Consider the following 16,260-nt stretch of genomic DNA (forward strand, 5'->3'; position numbering starts at 1 on the left):
CCGTTCCTGGCGGTCCCGCACAGGCGAGGGGAGGCCGGTGACGTGCGCGGGGTTGGCAGCGCCTCCGGCGGCGGTCCCGCCGTCGAGATCCGCGGTCTGGTCAAGAGGTACGGGCGCGCCACGGCCGTCGACGGGCTGACCCTGACCTGCGCCAGGGGCGAGGTCACGGCGATACTCGGGCCCAACGGCGCCGGCAAGACCACCACCGTCGAGATCTGCGAGGGCTTCCGCAGGCCGGACGGCGGGACCGTGCGCGTGCTCGGCCTCGACCCGGCCGACCGGGCGCTGCGGCCGCGTCTCGGGGTCATGCTCCAGGCGGGCGGCGTCCCCCCTGCCGTACGGGCCGGGGAGTGGCTGCGCGTGGTGGCCCGCTTCCACGCCGACCCCCTCGACCCCGCGGCGCTGCTCGACCTGCTCGGGCTGACCGGGCACGCCCGCACGCCGTACCGGCGCCTGTCGGGCGGCCAGCAGCAGCGGCTGTCGCTCGCGGCGGCCGTCATCGGACGGCCGGAGCTGGTCTTCCTCGACGAACCGACCGCGGGCCTCGACCCGCAGGCCCGGCACGCCTGCTGGGACGTGGTGACCGCGCTGCGCGACGCCGGGGTGTCGGTCGTGCTGACCACCCACCAGATGGACGAGGCGGAGAAGCTGTCCGACCAGGTCGTCGTCATCGACCACGGCCGGGTGGTGGCCGAGGGCACCCCGGAGGCTCTCACGGGGGCCGAGCGGCAGCTGCGCTTCCGCGCCCGCCCCGGCCTCAACCTCGACGAGCTGCTGTGCGCGCTTCCCCCGGGGAGCGCCGCCAAGGAGTCCCCGTCGGGGCACTACATCATCGAGGGTCAGGTCGGCCCCCAGCTGCTGGCCACGGTCACCGCGTGGTGCGCCACCGAAGGCGTCACGACGGAGGACCTGCGCATCGAGCGCCGCACGCTGGAGGACGTCTTCCTCGAGCTCACCGGGCGGGAGCTGCGATGACGACACTCGACTTCACCCCGAGGCCGGGAGCCGCGCCGCTCCCCCGCATGGTGCTCGCCCAGGCGGGCGCCGAGGCGCGCGCCACGCTGCGCAACGGCGAGCAGCTCCTGCTCACCATGATCATTCCGATCCTGCTGCTGGTCGGCTTCTCCGTCGCGCCTCTGGTGGACGTCGGCGGCGGGCCGCGGGTCGACTTCGTGACGCCCGGCATCCTCGCGCTGGCCGTGATGTCCACCGCGTTCACCGGCCAGGCGATCGCCACCGGCTTCGAGCGGCGGTACGGCGTGCTCAAGCGCCTCGGGGCGACCCCGCTCTCGCGCGCCGGGCTGCTGCTGGCAAAGACGGTCGCGGTCGTCGGGGTCGAGGTGCTCCAGGTCGTCGTGATCGCCGTCGTGGCGCTCGCGCTGAGCTGGTCGCCTCACGGCAACCCGCTGTGGGTGGCGGCGCTGATCCTGCTCGGCACGGCCGCGTTCAGCGGGCTCGCCCTCCTCATGGCCGGCACGCTGCGCGCCGAGGCCACGCTGGCGGCGGCCAACCTCGTCTACCTGGTCCTGCTCGGGCTCGGCGGGGTGCTGTTCCCGCTGGACAGGTTCCCCGCGGGCGTGCGGCCCGTGCTGGACGCGCTGCCGATCACGGCGCTCACGGACGGCATGCGGTCCGTCCTCGCCGGGGGCGGCGGCTTCCCCGGCGGGCCGTTGCTGGTGCTCGCCTGCTGGGCCGCGGTCACCCTGGCCCTCGCCGCCCGCACCTTCCGCTGGGAATAGGCGGCCGCCGCGGGTGGTTTTGGGGGCGCATCGGAGGATGCGGCATAGTGCTGCGTGTCCCGGTGACCCGTTCCCCCTCGATCGCGTCCCCCGTGATCACCTCGTTCCAGGAGCCGTCCGCATGACCGCTGAGTCGTTGTCCGGGGCCGCCGAGCCGTACCGGTTCGGGCCGGCGAAGGCGTTGCGGGCCGCGTCGGACGCGGTGCCGCCGTCCGGGCTGGTGCTGCTCGCGATCCTGTCGGTGCAGGTGGGCGCCGGTCTGGCGAAGAACCTGTTCGCCGAGCTCCCGCCGACCGCGGTCGTCTTCCTGCGGATCGCGACGGGGGCCCTCATGCTGCTCGTCGTCGTCCGTCCCCGGGTGCGCGGGCTGTCGCGGCGCGACCTCGCGGTCGGGGTGGCGTTCGGGGTGAGCCTCGGGCTGATGAACCTGTCGTTCTACGAGGCCCTGGCGCGGCTGCCCATCGGGATCGCGGTGGCGATCGAGTTCACCGGGCCGCTCACGCTGGCGGTGGTCTCCTCGCGGCGGCGGCTCGACCTCCTGTGGGTCCTGCTGGCCGCGGCCGGGGTCCTGCTCCTCGCGCCCTGGGACGGCGCGGGCGCCGCGAGCTGGGCCGGAATCGGGTTCGCCGCGCTGGCCGGGGCGTTCTGGGCGGCCTACATCGTCTTCGCCGCGGCCACCGGGGCGCGCTTCCCGGGGGCGAGCGGGCTGTCGTTCGCCATGATCGTGTCCACGATCGTCGTCACCCCGGTCGGAATCGCGACCGGCGGCGCCGGCCTGCTGCGCCCGGAGATCCTGCTGCTGGGCGCCGGCGTCGGCCTGCTGTCGTCGGTGATCCCGTACTCGCTGGAGCTGCAGGCGCTGCGCCGGATGCCCAAGCGGGTCTTCGGGATCCTGATGAGCCTCGAACCCGCCGTCGCCGCCCTCGTCGGCCTGTTCGTGCTGGGTGAGGTGCTGGGCGTGCGGGAGTGGGCGGCCGTCGGCTGCGTCGTCGTCGCCTCCATCGGCGCCACCCGGTCCGGCGGCTGACACGCCCGACGGTCTCGGAGTCCCCGTCAGCTGGTAGGCGCTTGACGGTGACGGCCCTCTCGGCGGTACGCGCCCGGGGGCCGGCCGTAGGCGCGCTTGAAGGCGTGGGCGAACGCGTATTCAGAGGTGTAGCCCACCTTGCCGGCCACCGCGTTCGCGGGCACGTCGGAGGCACGCAGGAGCCTGGCGGCGACGGTCATGCGCCACCAGGTGAGGTAGGCCAGCGGCGGCTGCCCGACCAGCGTGGTGAACCGCCGGGCGAAGGCCGCCCGGGACAGCCCCGCGTGCCCGGCCAGCTCCTGGACGCTCCACTGCCGTTGCGGCTCGCCGTGCATGGCGCGCAGGGCGGCCGCGACGGGCGGATCGTTCAAGGCGGCGGTCCAGCCGGTGGGGGCGTCCTCGCGCTCCTCGAACCAGGCGCGAAGGATGTGGAGCAGGAGCACGTCCAGCAGTGCGGGCACCATGGCGTCGCAGCCCGGACGTACGCCTTCCAGCTCTCCGCCGAGGAGATCGAGTGCCGCGCGCAGGTGCGGGCGGCGGCCGGCCCGGGCCGGCAGATGGACGACGTCGGGCAACTCCCGCAGGAGTGGATGCGTGCGTGAGCGGTCGAGCAGGTAGGCCCCGCACAGCATGACCGTGACCGGGGCGGCGCCCGGCACTGGGGTCTCCTGCGAACCGGACCGCGGTTGCGCCGACGACGCCGGCCCGTCGGCAAGCGGGGTGGAGGGGCTGTCGGCCAGTCCGTGCCCGGCACCACGGGGCAGGAACACCACATCTCCCGGCCCGAGGGAGACGGGATCACCGTTGTCCGGGATCAGCCAGGCGGTGCCCTGCAGGACCACGTGAAATCCCGCCGCGTCGCCGGAGGGGAACCTGCGGCCGAACGGGGCGCCGCGGTCGACGCGGGCCGAGTGGGGCAGGCCGGTGCGCATAGTGGTGATCACGTCGGACAGGACGTCCATGCGTGAAGACGATAAAGCAAACAACTGAGCTTTCGGCGTATTGGGCGTCTTGATCGCGCTGTCTACGGTGGGTCGAACCAGCACTGATCCTGCACAGGGGAGATTCAGGTGAAGATCGCCGTCTATGGCGCGAGTGGGTACCAAGGCAGGCTTGTCCTGGCCGAGGCCGTCCGGCGCGGCCTGAGCGTGGTGCTCGTCGGCCGCGACGCCGTGCGCCTGCGGCACGCCGCCGCGGTCGACCTGTCCAGCCCCGACATACGCCTTGCCCGTGCCGACGACCACGACGCCCTGGTCGCCGCCTTCAGTGCGGCCGACGCGGTCGTCAACTGCGCCGGCCCCTTCACCCCGACCGGGGCCGCGGTGGTCCGGGCGGCGATCGCCGCGAGCCGCCACTACGTCGACACCGCCGGCGAGCAGCCCTATGTCAAGGCCGTCTTCGACACCTTCGGGGCACAGGCGCGGGCCGCCGGGGTCACCGTGCTGCCCGCCGCGAACGACGGCTGCGTTCCGGGAGATCTGGTCGCGGCCCTTCTCGCCGAGCGCCTGGGACCGCTGAAGGAGATCATCGGCGTCCACCTCATCGCCGGCGGCGGCGGACCATCCCGTGGATCACTCCGCTCAGTGATCGAAAGCATCGACATCATCAGGGCCGGCGGCCTGGTCTATCACGACGGCGACTGGCGGGTCGGCCTCCCCGCGCGGACGACCTCGATCATTGCGCCCAGGAGCGCGCAGGCGGTTCCGGTGGCGAGGTTCCCCCTGCCGGAGGTCGTGACCATCCCCCGCCACGTCCAGGTCCGGCATGTCGAAGGGCTGGCCGAGGCCGCGCTTGCCGCCCGGCTGAGCGTTCCCGTCGACCCGTCGATCATCGTCGGCCTGCCCGAGGGGCCCGCCGGGCAGGCCCGTGCCACCCAACGCTTCACCTGCGTGATCGACGCCGTCGCGCTCGACGGCCGCCGGGCCCGCGGCGTGGTGGAAGGCCGGGACACCTACGGCACCACCGCGGTGATCGCCGTCGAGAGCGTCCGCCGCCTGGTCGCCGACTCGGCCGAGCCGGGGGTGCTCGCTCCGGCCCAGGCCTACGAGCCCGCCGCCTTCCTGCACTCCCTCCTGCCCCACGACGTGCACTGGACCGTCCAGGAAGGCGAGGAGCGCACGCCAGGCGACTGATCCCTCTCCACCACCCGCCTGCGGGGAAGGACCACGAAGCCGCTGACATCCCCACTGCGCCACAGGGCCGCGCCGGTCAGGGGCGGCGGAGGAGGAGTTCCATGATGCGGCCCGCGGCGTCCGCGTCGCCGCGGGCGAGGGCGTCGAGGAGGTCGAGGTGCTCGCGGTCGGCGCCGGCTGGCGGCGCTCCGCCGCGCGCGCCGAACAACCGTGTGCGGCCGCGCAGGTCGCGGACGATCTCGACGAGCCGGGCGTTGCCCGCCATCTCCAGCAGCGCCAGGTGAAACCGCTGGTCGGCGGCGGCGTAGGCGAGCGGGTCGCCGTCGCGGGCGGCCGCCGCTGCCTCCTCGGCCAGGGCCCTGAGCTCCTCGACCTCCTCGCGGCGCAGGCGCCCGGCCAGCCCGGCCACCGCCGGCACCTCCAGCAGCCGCCGGATCTCCATGACCTCGCCGACGTCGCGCTCGGACAGCTCCACGACCCGGAAGCCCTTGTTGCGCACGGCCTCGACGAGGCCCTCCTTGGCCAGGTCGAGCATCGCCTCCCGGACCGGGGTGGCCGACACGCCGAACCTGGCGGCCAGCGCGGGCGCCGAGTACACCACGCCGGGACGCATCTCCCCCGCCGTCAGGGCGTCCCTGATGCCCTCGGCGACCCGCTCGCGCAGGCTCCGGCGCTCGCCGCCGGGCGGCAGGCCGGGACGCCCGGAAGGCAGACCGGGACGCCCGGGACGCTGCGCCCGGTAAGGTCCGCCGCCCATCGTCCTCCTCGGCCCCGCCCGTGCTGCGATCGTACCTTCCGGCCCCGACAAACGATCACCGCTCCCCGCGGCCCGGCGGCGGGACCACGGCCCCCGCCGCCTAGCATGAATGCCGTGAACCAGCACGCCGACCGACTCCGCACACTCGCGATCGCCTTCTACCGCTCGTTCGCGTTCCCGACGGGCGAGACGCTGCGGCGGTGGGCGGTGGCCGCGGTCGTCGTCAACGCGGGGATCACGGTGACCGGCGCCGCCGTACGGCTCACCGGTTCGGGGCTCGGCTGCCCGACCTGGCCGCGGTGCACGCCGACGAGCTTCGTCCCGGCCCGCAACGACCTGCACTCCCCGCTGAACATGTCGATCGAGTTCGGCAACCGGCTGCTGTCGTTCCTCGTGCTGGCCGTCGCGGCCGCCTGCGTGATCGCCGCCGTACGGCTCGGCCGTCCCGGGTACGACCGGCCCCGCCCGGTGCTCGTGCGGCTGGCCGCGCTGCAGCCGGCCGGCGTCGTCCTGCAGGCCCTGTGGGGCGGTCTCGTCGTGCGGACCATGCTGAACCCGGTCACGGTCAGCGTCCACTTCCTGCTGTCGATCGGCATGATGGCCGCGGCCTGCGCGCTGCTGGCCCGCTCGGGCGAGGGCGACGGCCCGCCGCGGCGGCTGGTCCATCGCGACATCCGCACGCTCGGGTTCGTGCTGACGGCGGCCGTGTTCGTGCTGCTGATCGCCGGCGTCGTGGTCACCGGCACCGGGCCCCACTCGGGCGACCAGGCGGCCTCCCGGTTCGGCTTCGACATCCAGAGCGTGGTGCGCCTGCACACCGACGTGGCGTACGTCGTGGTCGGGCTGACGTTCGCCCTGCTGTTCGCGCTGCACGTGACCGACTCCCCCGGCCGGGCGCGGCGGGCCGCGCTGGTGCTGCTCGGCGTGGAGCTGGCCCAGGGCGTGATCGGCTACGTCCAGTACTTCCTGGCCGTCCCGGCGCTGCTGGTCGGCTTCCACGTCCTGGGCTCGACCCTCGTCTGGATCGCCACGCTCCGGGTGGTGTTCCTGCTGCGCTCCCGCGGCCCGGCGGAGGCCCCGGCCTCCGAGCGGCCCGAGCTGCACCACGCCGCGGCCTGACCACCGTGCGGCCGCCTCGCCGGCTGCGGGGGCTGTCCCGCACGACCCTGCGACGGGGCTTCCAGGGGCTCGTCGCGCTGAGCGTCCTGCCGATCGCGTCCATGACCTGGGCCTGGCTGGCGAGCTCCGGCCATCGGGTGGTGGCCGAGCCCGACGGCCGCTGGACCGCCCAGGTCCCCGTGATGCCCGCGGCCCTGGTGCTCGGCGCCGGACTGACGGGCGACCGGCCGAGCGCGCTGCTGCGCGGCCGGCTCGACCTCGCGGTCGGGCTTTACCGGGCCGGCCGGGTCCGCGCGCTGCTGCTGTCGGGCGACAACAGCCGGTCGCAGTACGACGAGCCCACGGCCATGCGCGACTACCTCGTCGCACGCGGCGTCCCCGCCGGGAGGATCGCGCTCGACTACGCCGGATTCGACACCTGGGACTCCTGCGTCCGGGCGCGGCAGATCTTCGGCGCCTCCCGGCTGGTCGTCGTGACGCAGGCGTTCCACCTGCCCCGGGCGGTCGCGCTGTGCCGCGCGGCCGGCATCGACGCGTACGGCGTGGGCGACGACTCCAGCCGCTACTGGCCGTTCGAGACCCTCGTCTTCGGGGCGCGGGAGCTGCCCGCGGCGGCCAAGGGTGTGCTCGACGCCCTGGTGCTGCGCTCCGGCCCGCGGTTCCTCGGCCCCCGCGAGACGACGCTCGACCGCGCCCTCGCCTCCTGAGTCAGCCGAAACTTTCATCGGGCCGCCGTCCCTGAGCTGCGTGGACGGCTCCCGTACGGCTCCGCGGCCTGGCCTGGCGCGCGACGCGGCGGTTAGGGTTCCGGCGACCAGCCGATGGGAGCGCTCCCAAGACTCGTGCGGGAGGTGAGGCCCTCTCCCAGTGGCCAATCGCACCGCGGGTACGCGGCGGAACCTCCTCCGCCCGCCCATCGCGCAGGACGCCCGGGGCCGGCCGCCGTCACGGCCGGCCCCGGGCGTCTCCTTTGGTGTCAGCCGCAGGAGATGTCGGTGAACGTCGGCGGCGTGGTCGCGGTCGTGCCGGCGAGGAACCCGGCCGTGGCCGAGGCGCCCGGCGCCAGCGTGGCGTTCCACGAGGGCGCGTGGATCATGGCGAACGGGCCGCTCTGCATGGAGGTGCCGTTCCACGCCTGGGTCAGGGTGGCGCCCGCCGGCAGCTGCCACTGGACGTACCAGTCGTTCATCGGCGCGGATCCGGTGTTCTTGATCGTCACCTCGCCCTGGAAGCCGCCCTGCCACGAGTTGGTCACGCGCACGGTCGCGCTGCACGACGTCGGCACGATGGTCGGGCTCGCCGACGGGGAGGCGCTCGGCGAGACGGGCGGGGTGGGCGTGCGGCTGGGCGACGGGCTCGGCGAGGGGCTGGGAGAGGGGCTCTGCGTGCCGCCGTCGACGAAGTTCACGTCGGAGCAGCCGTAGAACGTCTCCTGGCTGTCGGAGCGGTACCAGACCGCGTAGATGATGTGCCGTCCGTGCTTGTTCGGCAGCCGGCCGGAGAACCGGTAGGCGCCGTTGCTCACCGCGGGCTCGGGGTCGACGGTGAGGAACGGCTGCTCCTCCATGTCGGCCCAGGTGAGCGGCTTGGTCGGATCGTAGCCGTCCTTGGTGACGTAGAGCTTGAAGCCGCCGGGGTGCGGGACCCACGCGCCGTAGACGAAGTCGTAGGACGCGCCGGCCTTGAGCGTGGTGGTCGGCCAGTCGGTCCGCGGCGCGTCGTAGGCCGCGTACTTGGCGAAGCCGCCGCTGCACAGCTGGCCGTCGGGGATGAAGCCGCGGGTGCGGCCGCCGCCGTCCGAGCGCAGCACGCCGTACCAGTCGTACAGCGGCTGGGTGCCGCCCTGGGCGACGGCCTGCTTGCAGGCGGGGTTGTTGGGGATGATCTGGCCGCCGGTCAGGCCGTCGACGTAGCAGGCGTAGGTGCGGCTGGCGGGCGCCTGCAGGGCGCCGTGGGCGTCGGCCGCGCGCTGGAACAGGACGGCGGTGACGCCGGTGAGCACCACCGTGATCGCGGTGAGGACGGCGATTTTGCGCCTGGATCTCACAGGGGGTTCTCCTCGTGATGGGCATGACGGAGGGCGCGCCGAAATCGGCTGTGGTACGGGCGAAAACCGCGTGCGGCATCGCCGCACGCCCTCCTGAGCCCACCCATCGGGTGGCCATCGCGCACCGTGATTGAAACACGGACGCGGCCTTCCGGGCAAAGGCCCGGCGTGGGCGGTGCGGTGCCCCGGATGTGACCCAGGTCACACGGGACATAGGCTGGTGGGCGGGCCTGGACCGCGCCGGCCGCGCCGGCCGCGGCGGATGCGGGCGAGGAGGCGGTTGTCCGATGGCGAAGCTGCTTTTCGTGATGACCGGGGCGTCCTACTGGACGCTCAAGGACGGCACCAGACACGCGACGGGGTACTGGGCCGAGGAGTTCGCGGCCCCGTACAGGGCGCTCACCGAGGCCGGCCACGAGATCGTGGTCGCCACCCCCGGCGGGGTGGTCCCCACCGTGGACATGATGAGCCTGCGCCCCGGCATGGCCGGCGGCGCGCGGATCGCCCTCGATCTTGAGGCGGTGATCCGCTCCGCGGAGGTGATGCGGCGGCCGATCCGGCTGGCGAACGCCCGCCTGGAGGACTACGACGCCGTCTACTTCCCCGGCGGCCACGGCCCCATGGAAGACCTGTGCGCCGACGCGGACGCCGGCCGGTTGCTGACCGCTGCGCTCGCCTCAGGCAAGCCCCTCGCCGTCGTCTGCCACGCCCCGGCCGCGATGCTGGCGACCAGGATCAACGGCGTGTCGCCCTTCGCCGGCCGCCGGATCACCGCGTTCACCAACGAAGAGGAGAACGCGGTCGGGCTCGGCCCGAAGGCCCGGTGGCTGCTGGAGGACGAACTCGTCGACCTCGGCGCCGACTTCACCAAGGGCGAGATGTGGAAGCCCTACACGGTGGTCGACCGCACCCTGTTCACCGGGCAGAACCCCGCCTCGGCGGCCGTCCTGGCCGAACGGCTCCTCGAGGTCCTTCAGTAGCGCCGGTGCGGCGGGTCGGCGGGCGGGCCGCCGTAGGGCCCCCCGGGCCCCGGGGGGACGCCGTAGGGCCCCTGCGGCGGGCTTCCCGGCGGGCCGCCGTACGGGCCGGGGTCGGGGAACCCGGGGTGGCCGGGGCCGAACCCGGGCGGCGCCGCTCCTGGCGCTCCCTGCTGGAAGGGGGGCGGGGCGCCCGGCGCGTAGCCCGGCGGCGGCACTCCCCGGGCGGCCCGGGCCCGGTGGTGCTCGGGCAGCGGGAACGACAGCCGGGCGTAGGCCATCAGGTCGGCCAGCGAGCGCTGGGTGGTCCGGAACGCGGGCTCGTCGACCCCGCCCCTGGCCGCCCGGGCGTGCAGCAGCCCCAGCTCGGTGGCGGCGAGCTGGTAGTCGCTCATCGCCCGGGCGCCGGCCCGGCCGCCGTGCGCCTTGGCCCACGCGCGCGCCTGCCGCCGGCGGCGCAGCGACGACAGCATGAAGATGTCGGCCTGGTTGACCAGCCCGTTCCGCTCGTACGGAGGCAGGTAGAAGTGGATGAGCCCCACGATCCGCTTCCTGTCCCTGAAGATCACCAGGAGCTCCACCACGAGCAGGATCATCAGCAGCAGGTAGGCGAGGGCCAGCCCGCCGAGCCCGCCGAAGGAGGCGAAGCCGTTCCAGATGCCGTGCAGGGCCATCGCGCCGATCCAGCCGACGACGATGACGAACACGCCGGTCGCGCCCCGGCGCTGGGCGGCGTACGCCACGGAGATGCCGATCAGCGAGGTGAACAGCGGGTGGGCGAACGGCGAGAGCACGGCCCGGAGCACGAGCGTGGCGGCCAGGCCCTGGGCGCCGTTCTGCTCCAGCGCGGCCAGGTAGTAGCTGACGTTCTCCGACATGGCGAAGCCGAGGCCGACCATGCTGGCGTAGATGATGCCGTCGGTGGGGCCGTCGAGCTCCTGGCGGCGGAACCACAGCAGCCCGAGCAGGACGAGGCCCTTCAGCGTCTCCTCCACGGGCGGCGCGCCGAACGTGGCGACCAGGTTGCGGGCGTTGGCCGCGTCCCCGAGCGTGTGGGCGACGTAGACGAGGTTGAGCGAGTTGAGGATGCCGGCGAGCAGGACGGCGATGCCCGCCCCCCAGGCGAAGGCGAACACGAGGTTGCCGCGTGGCTCGGGCTCCATCCGGTCGAGCGCGAGGACGCCCGCGAGCAGCAGCGGGACCGGCGCGACCGCGAGCCCGAGCGCGATGAAGAACTGCACGGGATCGCCGTTGAGGATGTCGAAGGAGAACGACACCAGCGCGCAGATCCCGGCGACGACCAGACCGGCTATCAGGCCGACCGATGGGCGCTCCTTCAGCACCCCCCGCGGATCGAGGCTCGCCATTCCGCGACTGTAACCGACCACGGCCCCCCGGTCCCCTCCGACCCCGAAGATCCCCGTCTCCTGTGACGCTGCCCTCCCGAACGGTACGTAACCGCACGGCTTCCGTGAAGGGCGGCGGTGGGACACGGTACCGTCGCGATCACGACGGCACACGGCACGGGACGAGTGGGCGGGTTCATGGCTGAGACATCGGGCGGCGGGCTGGGCCGGCGCCGCTTCCTCCGGGTGGCGGGGGCGGCCGCCGCCGGATCCGTGGCCGGCTGGGGGGCGCCCGCCGGCGGCACACCCGTCACGGCCTCCCCTCCCCCGTCCGCCGCCGCCGCGACCGCGCCCTCACCCGCCCCCTCCCCGGCGCCGTCGGCCGTCCCCGAGCGGCTGCTGCCCGGCGACCCCGACTGGCGGCTGCGCCGGTACGGCCCCCAGGAGGCGATCGAGGGCTATTGCGACCGGGTGAGCGTGCTCCCCGGAGAGACGGCCGGCCTGCACGTGTCGACGACAGCCGGCCGGTTCCGCGTCACGGCGTACCGCATGGGCTGGTACGGCGGGGCGCTGGCCCGCGCCGTCTGGCGTTCCCCCTGGACGCCGGGGCTCCGGCAGGGCCCGGCCGCGTTCGCCGCCGGCACCCGGACGGTCACGGCCGGCTGGCGGCGCACCCTCGACGTGCCCACCGAGGGCTGGCCCGAGGGGGCCTACCTGCTGCGTCTGGACGCGGAGGGCGGCCCGCAGCGCTACGTGCCGCTGGTCGTGCGCTCGGCCTCGGGCGCGGGCAGGACCGTGCTCGTGCACGCGGCGCCCACCTGGCAGGCCTACAACCGGTGGGGCGGATACAGCCTCTACTACGGGGAGAACGGCCAGTACTACAGCCGTTCGCTGGTGGTCAGCTTCGACCGGCCGTACGACAAGACGGGCATCAAGAAGTTCCTCGTCCACGAGCGGCCGGTGGTGGAGCTCGCCGAGCGGCTGGGGACGCCCGTGGCGTACACGACGAGCGTGGACCTCGACGCGGGGGGCGACGGCGTCCTCGACGGCGCGTCGGCCGTCGTCTTCCTGGGCCACGACGAGTACTGGACGCCGGAGACCCGCCGCCGCGTGACCGCCGCCCGGGACGCGGGGACCAACCTCGCCTTCCTCGGCGCCAACACCTGCTACCGCAGGATCCGGCTGGAGAAGGACGCCCGGGACGTCGTCTGCTACAAGACCGACGCGTCCGGCGACCCGATGTACGGCAGGCATCCCTCGCTCGTGACCACGGACTACCGGGCCGCCCCCGCGGCGGACCCGGAGTCGTCCCTGGTGGGCGTCTACTACGACGGGTTCCCCGCCGACGCCCCCTACGTCGTCCACGCGCCCCGCCACTGGCTGTTCGCCGGGACCGGGGTGGCCAAGGGGGACGCCTTCCCCCACCTCGTCGGGGTGGAGTACGACCGGGTGACCCCCGACGTGCCGACCCCGCGGCCGCTGGAGATCCTCGCCCACTCGCCGCTCACCTGCGTGGGCCGGCCGAGCTTCTCCGACTCGGCGTACTACACCGCCCCCTCGGGGGCCGGCGTCTTCGCCACGGGGACCATGCGGTGGGCCGAGGCCCTGATGGCCGGCACCCGCGACAGCCCGCAGGCGCACGGCATCGACGGCAGGACGCGGCATTTCGTGACGGCGGTCACCGAGAACCTGCTGCGCGGCTTCGCCGAGGGCCCGGCCGCCGGCCGGCTGCCCGAGCCCGTGGACAACGTCGGGAAGGTCTACTGAGCCCGCCCGCGGCGGCTCCGGCCGCCGCGGGGGCTCAGGCGAACAGCGAGTCGAGCGCGACGGCGAGGAAGAGCAGGGCCAGGTAGACGTTCGACCAGTGGAAGAAGCGCATGGGCCGCAGGTCCACGCCCGTCTTGCCGGCCTTGACCCGGCCGAGCAGGCCGTAGACCTCGGCCAGGCAGACCGCGCCGAGCACCAGGGCGACGGCCGGGTAGAGCAGCGAGGTCCCCGCGACGGGCCACAGCAGCAGCGAGCACAGCACGGTGGCCCAGGTGTAGGCGACGACCTGCTGGACGACCCGGCGCTCGGTGGCCACCACGGGCAGCATCGGCACCGCGGCGGCGGCGTAGTCCTCGCGGTAGCGCATGGCGAGCGTCCACGTGTGCGGGGGCGTCCAGAAGAACACGACGCCGAACAGCACGACCGGCGCCCACGACACGCTCCCGGTGATGCCCGCCCAGCCGATCAGCACCGGCATGCAGCCCGCGATGCCGCCCCAGACGATGTTCTGGGAGGTGCGCCGCTTGAGGACCAGCGAGTACACGAACACGTAGAAGAGGATCGCGCCGAGCGACAGCCCGGCCGCCAGCACGTTGACCGTGAGCGCCAGGCCGAGCGTGGACAGCACCCCGAGGACCACGCCGAAGACCAGCGCGCCCGTGGGCGACACGTCGTGCTTGGCCAGCGGGCGCCGCCGGGTGCGCCGCATCGTCCGGTCGATGTCCCGGTCGATGTAGCAGTTCAGCACGTTCGCGCTGCCTGCGGACAACGTGCCGAAGAGCATCGTCGCCCCGGCGGTCCAGAGGTCGGGGAGCCCGTGCGCCGCGAGGAACATGACCGGAAGGGTCGTGATCAGCAGCAACTCGATGATCCGGGGCTTGGTGAGCGCCACGTACGCCTTCACGAGCGCCCCGGCGGAGCGGGGGGCCGTGGCCGTCGCGGGGGTCCCGAGCGGGGCCATCGTCTGCTTGTTCGTCAGGACCGTCAAGGCACTTCCAACACGTGCGGGGTCAACGCGTAACCTCTGATAGGAGCGGATCTCCGGGCAGCTGCCGGCACTTGCGCAAACACTGTAGTCGGCGCGGCAGGTGGTCCAGGAATCGGGGCCGAATGGGCGGCGTTGAGGGGCCTGGGCAGGGTAGCCGTACCGCGGTGCCTACCGGACGGTATGAGAGCCGACCCGTTAGGGTCCCCTATGGGCGGGAACTGCCACAACCAGCGCTAAAACCAGAGGAGATCGAGCATTTTGAGCAGCGCAAGCCTTGATTGGACTGATCTCGATCGACAGGCCGTCGACGTCGTGCGCGCCCTGGCGATGGACGCCGTGGAGAAGGCGGGCTCGGGACACCCGGGCACCGCGATGAGCCTCGCCCCGGCCGCCTACCTTCTGTTCCAGCGGGTCCTTCGCCACGACCCGTCGGACCCGAAGTGGGTGGGACGGGACCGGTTCGTGCTCTCCGCCGGGCACAGCAGCCTCACTCTTTACATCCAGCTGTACCTGTCCGGCTACGGCCTGACCCTCGACGACCTGAAGGGGCTGCGGCAGTGGGGCAGCCTCACCCCCGGCCACCCGGAGTACGGCCACACGGTCGGCGTGGAGACCACCACCGGGCCGCTGGGCCAGGGCCTCGGCAACGCGGTGGGCATGGCCATGGCCGCCCGGCGCGAGCGCGGCCTGTTCGACCCGGACGCCGCCGCCGGCTCCTCGCCGTTCGACCACATGATCTGGGTCATCGCCTCTGAGGGCGACATCGAAGAAGGCATCAGCCACGAGGTCAGCTCCATCGCGGGCCACCAGAAGCTCGGCAACCTCTGCGTGATCTTCGACTCCAACCAGATCTCCATCGAGGACGACACCCAGATCGCCCTCTCCGAGGACATCGCCAAGCGGTACGAGGCGTACGGCTGGCAGGTCCTGGAGGTCGACTGGCGCAGCGACGGGGAGTACAAGGAGGACGTCCACGCGCTGTACGAGGCGCTGGAGGCGGCCCGCGCGGAGACCGAGCGTCCGACGTTCATCAAGCTGCGCACGATCATCGCCTGGCCGGCCCCCAACAAGCAGAACACGGGCAAGGCCCACGGCTCGGCGCTCGGCGCCGACGAGGTGGCCGCCACCAAGCGGATCATGGGCATGGACCCGGAGAAGAGCTTCCAGGTGCCGGACGAGGTCCTCGCGCACACCCGGAAGGTCGTGGAGCGCGGCCGTGCCCTGCGCGCGGAGTGGGAGGAGGGCTACCGCGCCTGGCGGGAGGCCAACGCCGAGCGGGTCGAGCTGTTCGACCGGATGCGGCACCGCCGGCTCCCGGACGGCTGGGACAAGGCGCTGCCGTCGTTCGACGCCGGCACCTCGATCGCCACCCGCAAGGCGTCCAACGAGGTGCTGAACGCGCTCGCGCCGGTGCTGCCCGAGCTGTGGGGCGGCTCGGCCGACCTCGCCGAGTCCAACAACACGACCATGAAGGGCGAGCCGTCCTTCATCCCGGACGAGTACCAGACCAAGGAGTTCCCCGGGAACAAGTACGGCCGGACGCTGCACTTCGGCATCCGCGAGCACGGCATGGGCGCCATCCTGAACGGCATCGCGCTGCACGACGGCACCCGCCCGTACGGCGGCACGTTCCTGGTGTTCAGCGACTACATGCGCCCGTCGGTGCGGCTGGCCGCGCTGATGAAGCTCCCGGTCACCTACGTCTGGACCCACGACTCCATCGGCCTCGGCGAGGACGGCCCGACCCACCAGCCGGTCGAGCACCTGTGGGCGCTGCGCGCGATCCCCGGCCTCGACGTGGTCCGCCCGGCCGACGCCAACGAGACGGCCGCCGCCTGGAAGACGGTGCTGGAGCACAACGACCGGCCCGCCGGTCTCGCCCTCACCCGCCAGAACGTCCCGACCTATGCCGGCACGGCCGACCCGGACAAGGTCGCCAAGGGCGGCTACGTCCTGGAGGACGCGTCCGACGGCCAGCCGCAGGTGGTACTGATCGGCACCGGCAGCGAGGTCCAGCTCGCCGTCGAGGCCCGCGAGATCCTGGAGGCCGAGGGCATCACGGCGCGCGTCGTGTCGATGCCGTGCGTCGAGTGGTTCCGGGACCAGGACGCGGCGTACCGGCAGACGGTGCTGCCCCCGGCCGTCCGCGCCCGCGTCGCCGTCGAGGCGGGAATCGGCCTCGGCTGGCGGGAGTTCGTGGGGGATGAGGGCGAGATCCTGAGCCTGGAGCACTTCGGGGCCTCCGCCCCCTACAAGACGATTTTCGAGCAGTTCGGCCTCACGGCCGAGCGGGTCGTGGCCGCCGCCAAGGCGACGCTGGCGAAGACCGGCGCCGACAAGGGCGAGACGACCGGAAACTGA

General features: G+C 73.4%; 14 protein-coding genes. 9 read left to right on the forward strand and 5 right to left on the reverse strand.

Annotated features, from left to right (window positions below):
• Positions 1–42 precede the first annotated feature (42 nt).
• From Mco01_RS25735 to Mco01_RS25745, 3 genes are all read left to right on the forward strand, one after another.
• Positions 43–975 carry an ABC transporter ATP-binding protein gene (locus Mco01_RS25735; protein ID WP_204059445.1) on the forward strand — a complete coding sequence of 311 codons (933 nt, stop codon included), beginning with the start codon at positions 43–45 and terminating at the stop codon, positions 973–975.
• Positions 972–1,739 (forward strand): ABC transporter permease, encoded by a 768-nt coding sequence (locus Mco01_RS25740; RefSeq protein ID WP_204059446.1) that lies wholly within the window; start codon positions 972–974, stop codon positions 1,737–1,739. The genes Mco01_RS25735 and Mco01_RS25740 overlap by 4 nt, the downstream gene beginning before the upstream one ends.
• Before the next feature lie 121 nt (positions 1,740–1,860).
• A complete protein-coding gene (locus Mco01_RS25745) occupies positions 1,861–2,766 on the forward strand; it encodes an EamA family transporter (RefSeq protein WP_204059447.1) in 906 nt (301 codons plus the stop codon).
• 26 nt (positions 2,767–2,792) lie between these two features.
• Here the strand turns inward: Mco01_RS25745 and Mco01_RS25750 are convergent, their stop codons facing one another.
• Positions 2,793–3,728 carry an AraC family transcriptional regulator gene (locus Mco01_RS25750; RefSeq protein WP_204059448.1) on the reverse strand — a complete coding sequence of 312 codons (936 nt, stop codon included), beginning with the start codon at positions 3,726–3,728 and terminating at the stop codon, positions 2,793–2,795.
• Between the two features lie 108 nt (positions 3,729–3,836).
• On the opposite strand from Mco01_RS25750, the gene Mco01_RS25755 reads away from it, so the two are divergent.
• Positions 3,837–4,898 carry a saccharopine dehydrogenase family protein gene (locus Mco01_RS25755; RefSeq protein WP_204059449.1) on the forward strand — a complete coding sequence of 354 codons (1,062 nt, stop codon included), beginning with the start codon at positions 3,837–3,839 and terminating at the stop codon, positions 4,896–4,898.
• 76 nt (positions 4,899–4,974) lie between these two features.
• Here the strand turns inward: Mco01_RS25755 and Mco01_RS25760 are convergent, their stop codons facing one another.
• Entirely contained in the window at positions 4,975–5,655 is a 681-nt protein-coding gene (locus Mco01_RS25760) for a GntR family transcriptional regulator (RefSeq protein ID WP_204059450.1), read from the reverse strand.
• A 105-nt stretch (positions 5,656–5,760) separates the two neighbouring features.
• On the opposite strand from Mco01_RS25760, the gene Mco01_RS25765 reads away from it, so the two are divergent.
• On the forward strand, positions 5,761–6,774 hold the full coding sequence (locus Mco01_RS25765; RefSeq protein ID WP_204059451.1) for a COX15/CtaA family protein: 1,014 nt from the start codon (positions 5,761–5,763) through the stop codon (positions 6,772–6,774).
• A 5-nt stretch (positions 6,775–6,779) separates the two neighbouring features.
• Positions 6,780–7,481, forward strand: a complete 702-nt coding sequence (locus Mco01_RS25770; protein WP_239103915.1) for a SanA/YdcF family protein — start codon at positions 6,780–6,782, stop codon at positions 7,479–7,481.
• A 269-nt stretch (positions 7,482–7,750) separates the two neighbouring features.
• Here the strand turns inward: Mco01_RS25770 and Mco01_RS25775 are convergent, their stop codons facing one another.
• Positions 7,751–8,821, reverse strand: coding sequence for a lytic polysaccharide monooxygenase auxiliary activity family 9 protein (locus tag Mco01_RS25775; RefSeq protein WP_204059452.1), 1,071 nt, complete (start codon positions 8,819–8,821; stop codon positions 7,751–7,753).
• 287 nt (positions 8,822–9,108) lie between these two features.
• On the opposite strand from Mco01_RS25775, the gene Mco01_RS25780 reads away from it, so the two are divergent.
• Complete coding sequence (locus Mco01_RS25780) at positions 9,109–9,801, forward strand: type 1 glutamine amidotransferase domain-containing protein (protein ID WP_204059453.1); 693 nt, start codon at positions 9,109–9,111, stop codon at positions 9,799–9,801.
• Here the strand turns inward: Mco01_RS25780 and Mco01_RS39880 are convergent.
• A complete protein-coding gene (locus tag Mco01_RS39880) occupies positions 9,795–11,165 on the reverse strand; it encodes a PrsW family intramembrane metalloprotease (RefSeq protein ID WP_204059454.1) in 1,371 nt (456 codons plus the stop codon). The genes Mco01_RS25780 and Mco01_RS39880 overlap by 7 nt on opposite strands.
• A gap of 177 nt (positions 11,166–11,342) precedes the next feature.
• Between Mco01_RS39880 and Mco01_RS25790 the strand changes: the two genes are divergently transcribed.
• A complete protein-coding gene (locus Mco01_RS25790) occupies positions 11,343–12,911 on the forward strand; it encodes a N,N-dimethylformamidase beta subunit family domain-containing protein (protein WP_204059455.1) in 1,569 nt (522 codons plus the stop codon).
• Between the two features lie 34 nt (positions 12,912–12,945).
• On the opposite strand, the gene Mco01_RS25795 is transcribed toward Mco01_RS25790, so the two are convergent.
• Positions 12,946–13,872, reverse strand: coding sequence for a heme o synthase (locus Mco01_RS25795; protein ID WP_204059503.1), 927 nt, complete (start codon positions 13,870–13,872; stop codon positions 12,946–12,948).
• Positions 13,873–14,157: 285 nt separating this feature from the next.
• Here Mco01_RS25795 and tkt point away from each other — a divergent pair, with 285 nt between their 5' ends.
• A complete protein-coding gene (gene tkt, locus Mco01_RS25800) occupies positions 14,158–16,260 on the forward strand; it encodes a transketolase (RefSeq protein WP_275410572.1) in 2,103 nt (700 codons plus the stop codon).

Source organism: Microbispora corallina (assembly GCF_016863035.1).
Lineage (GTDB): Bacteria > Actinomycetota > Actinomycetes > Streptosporangiales > Streptosporangiaceae > Microbispora > Microbispora corallina.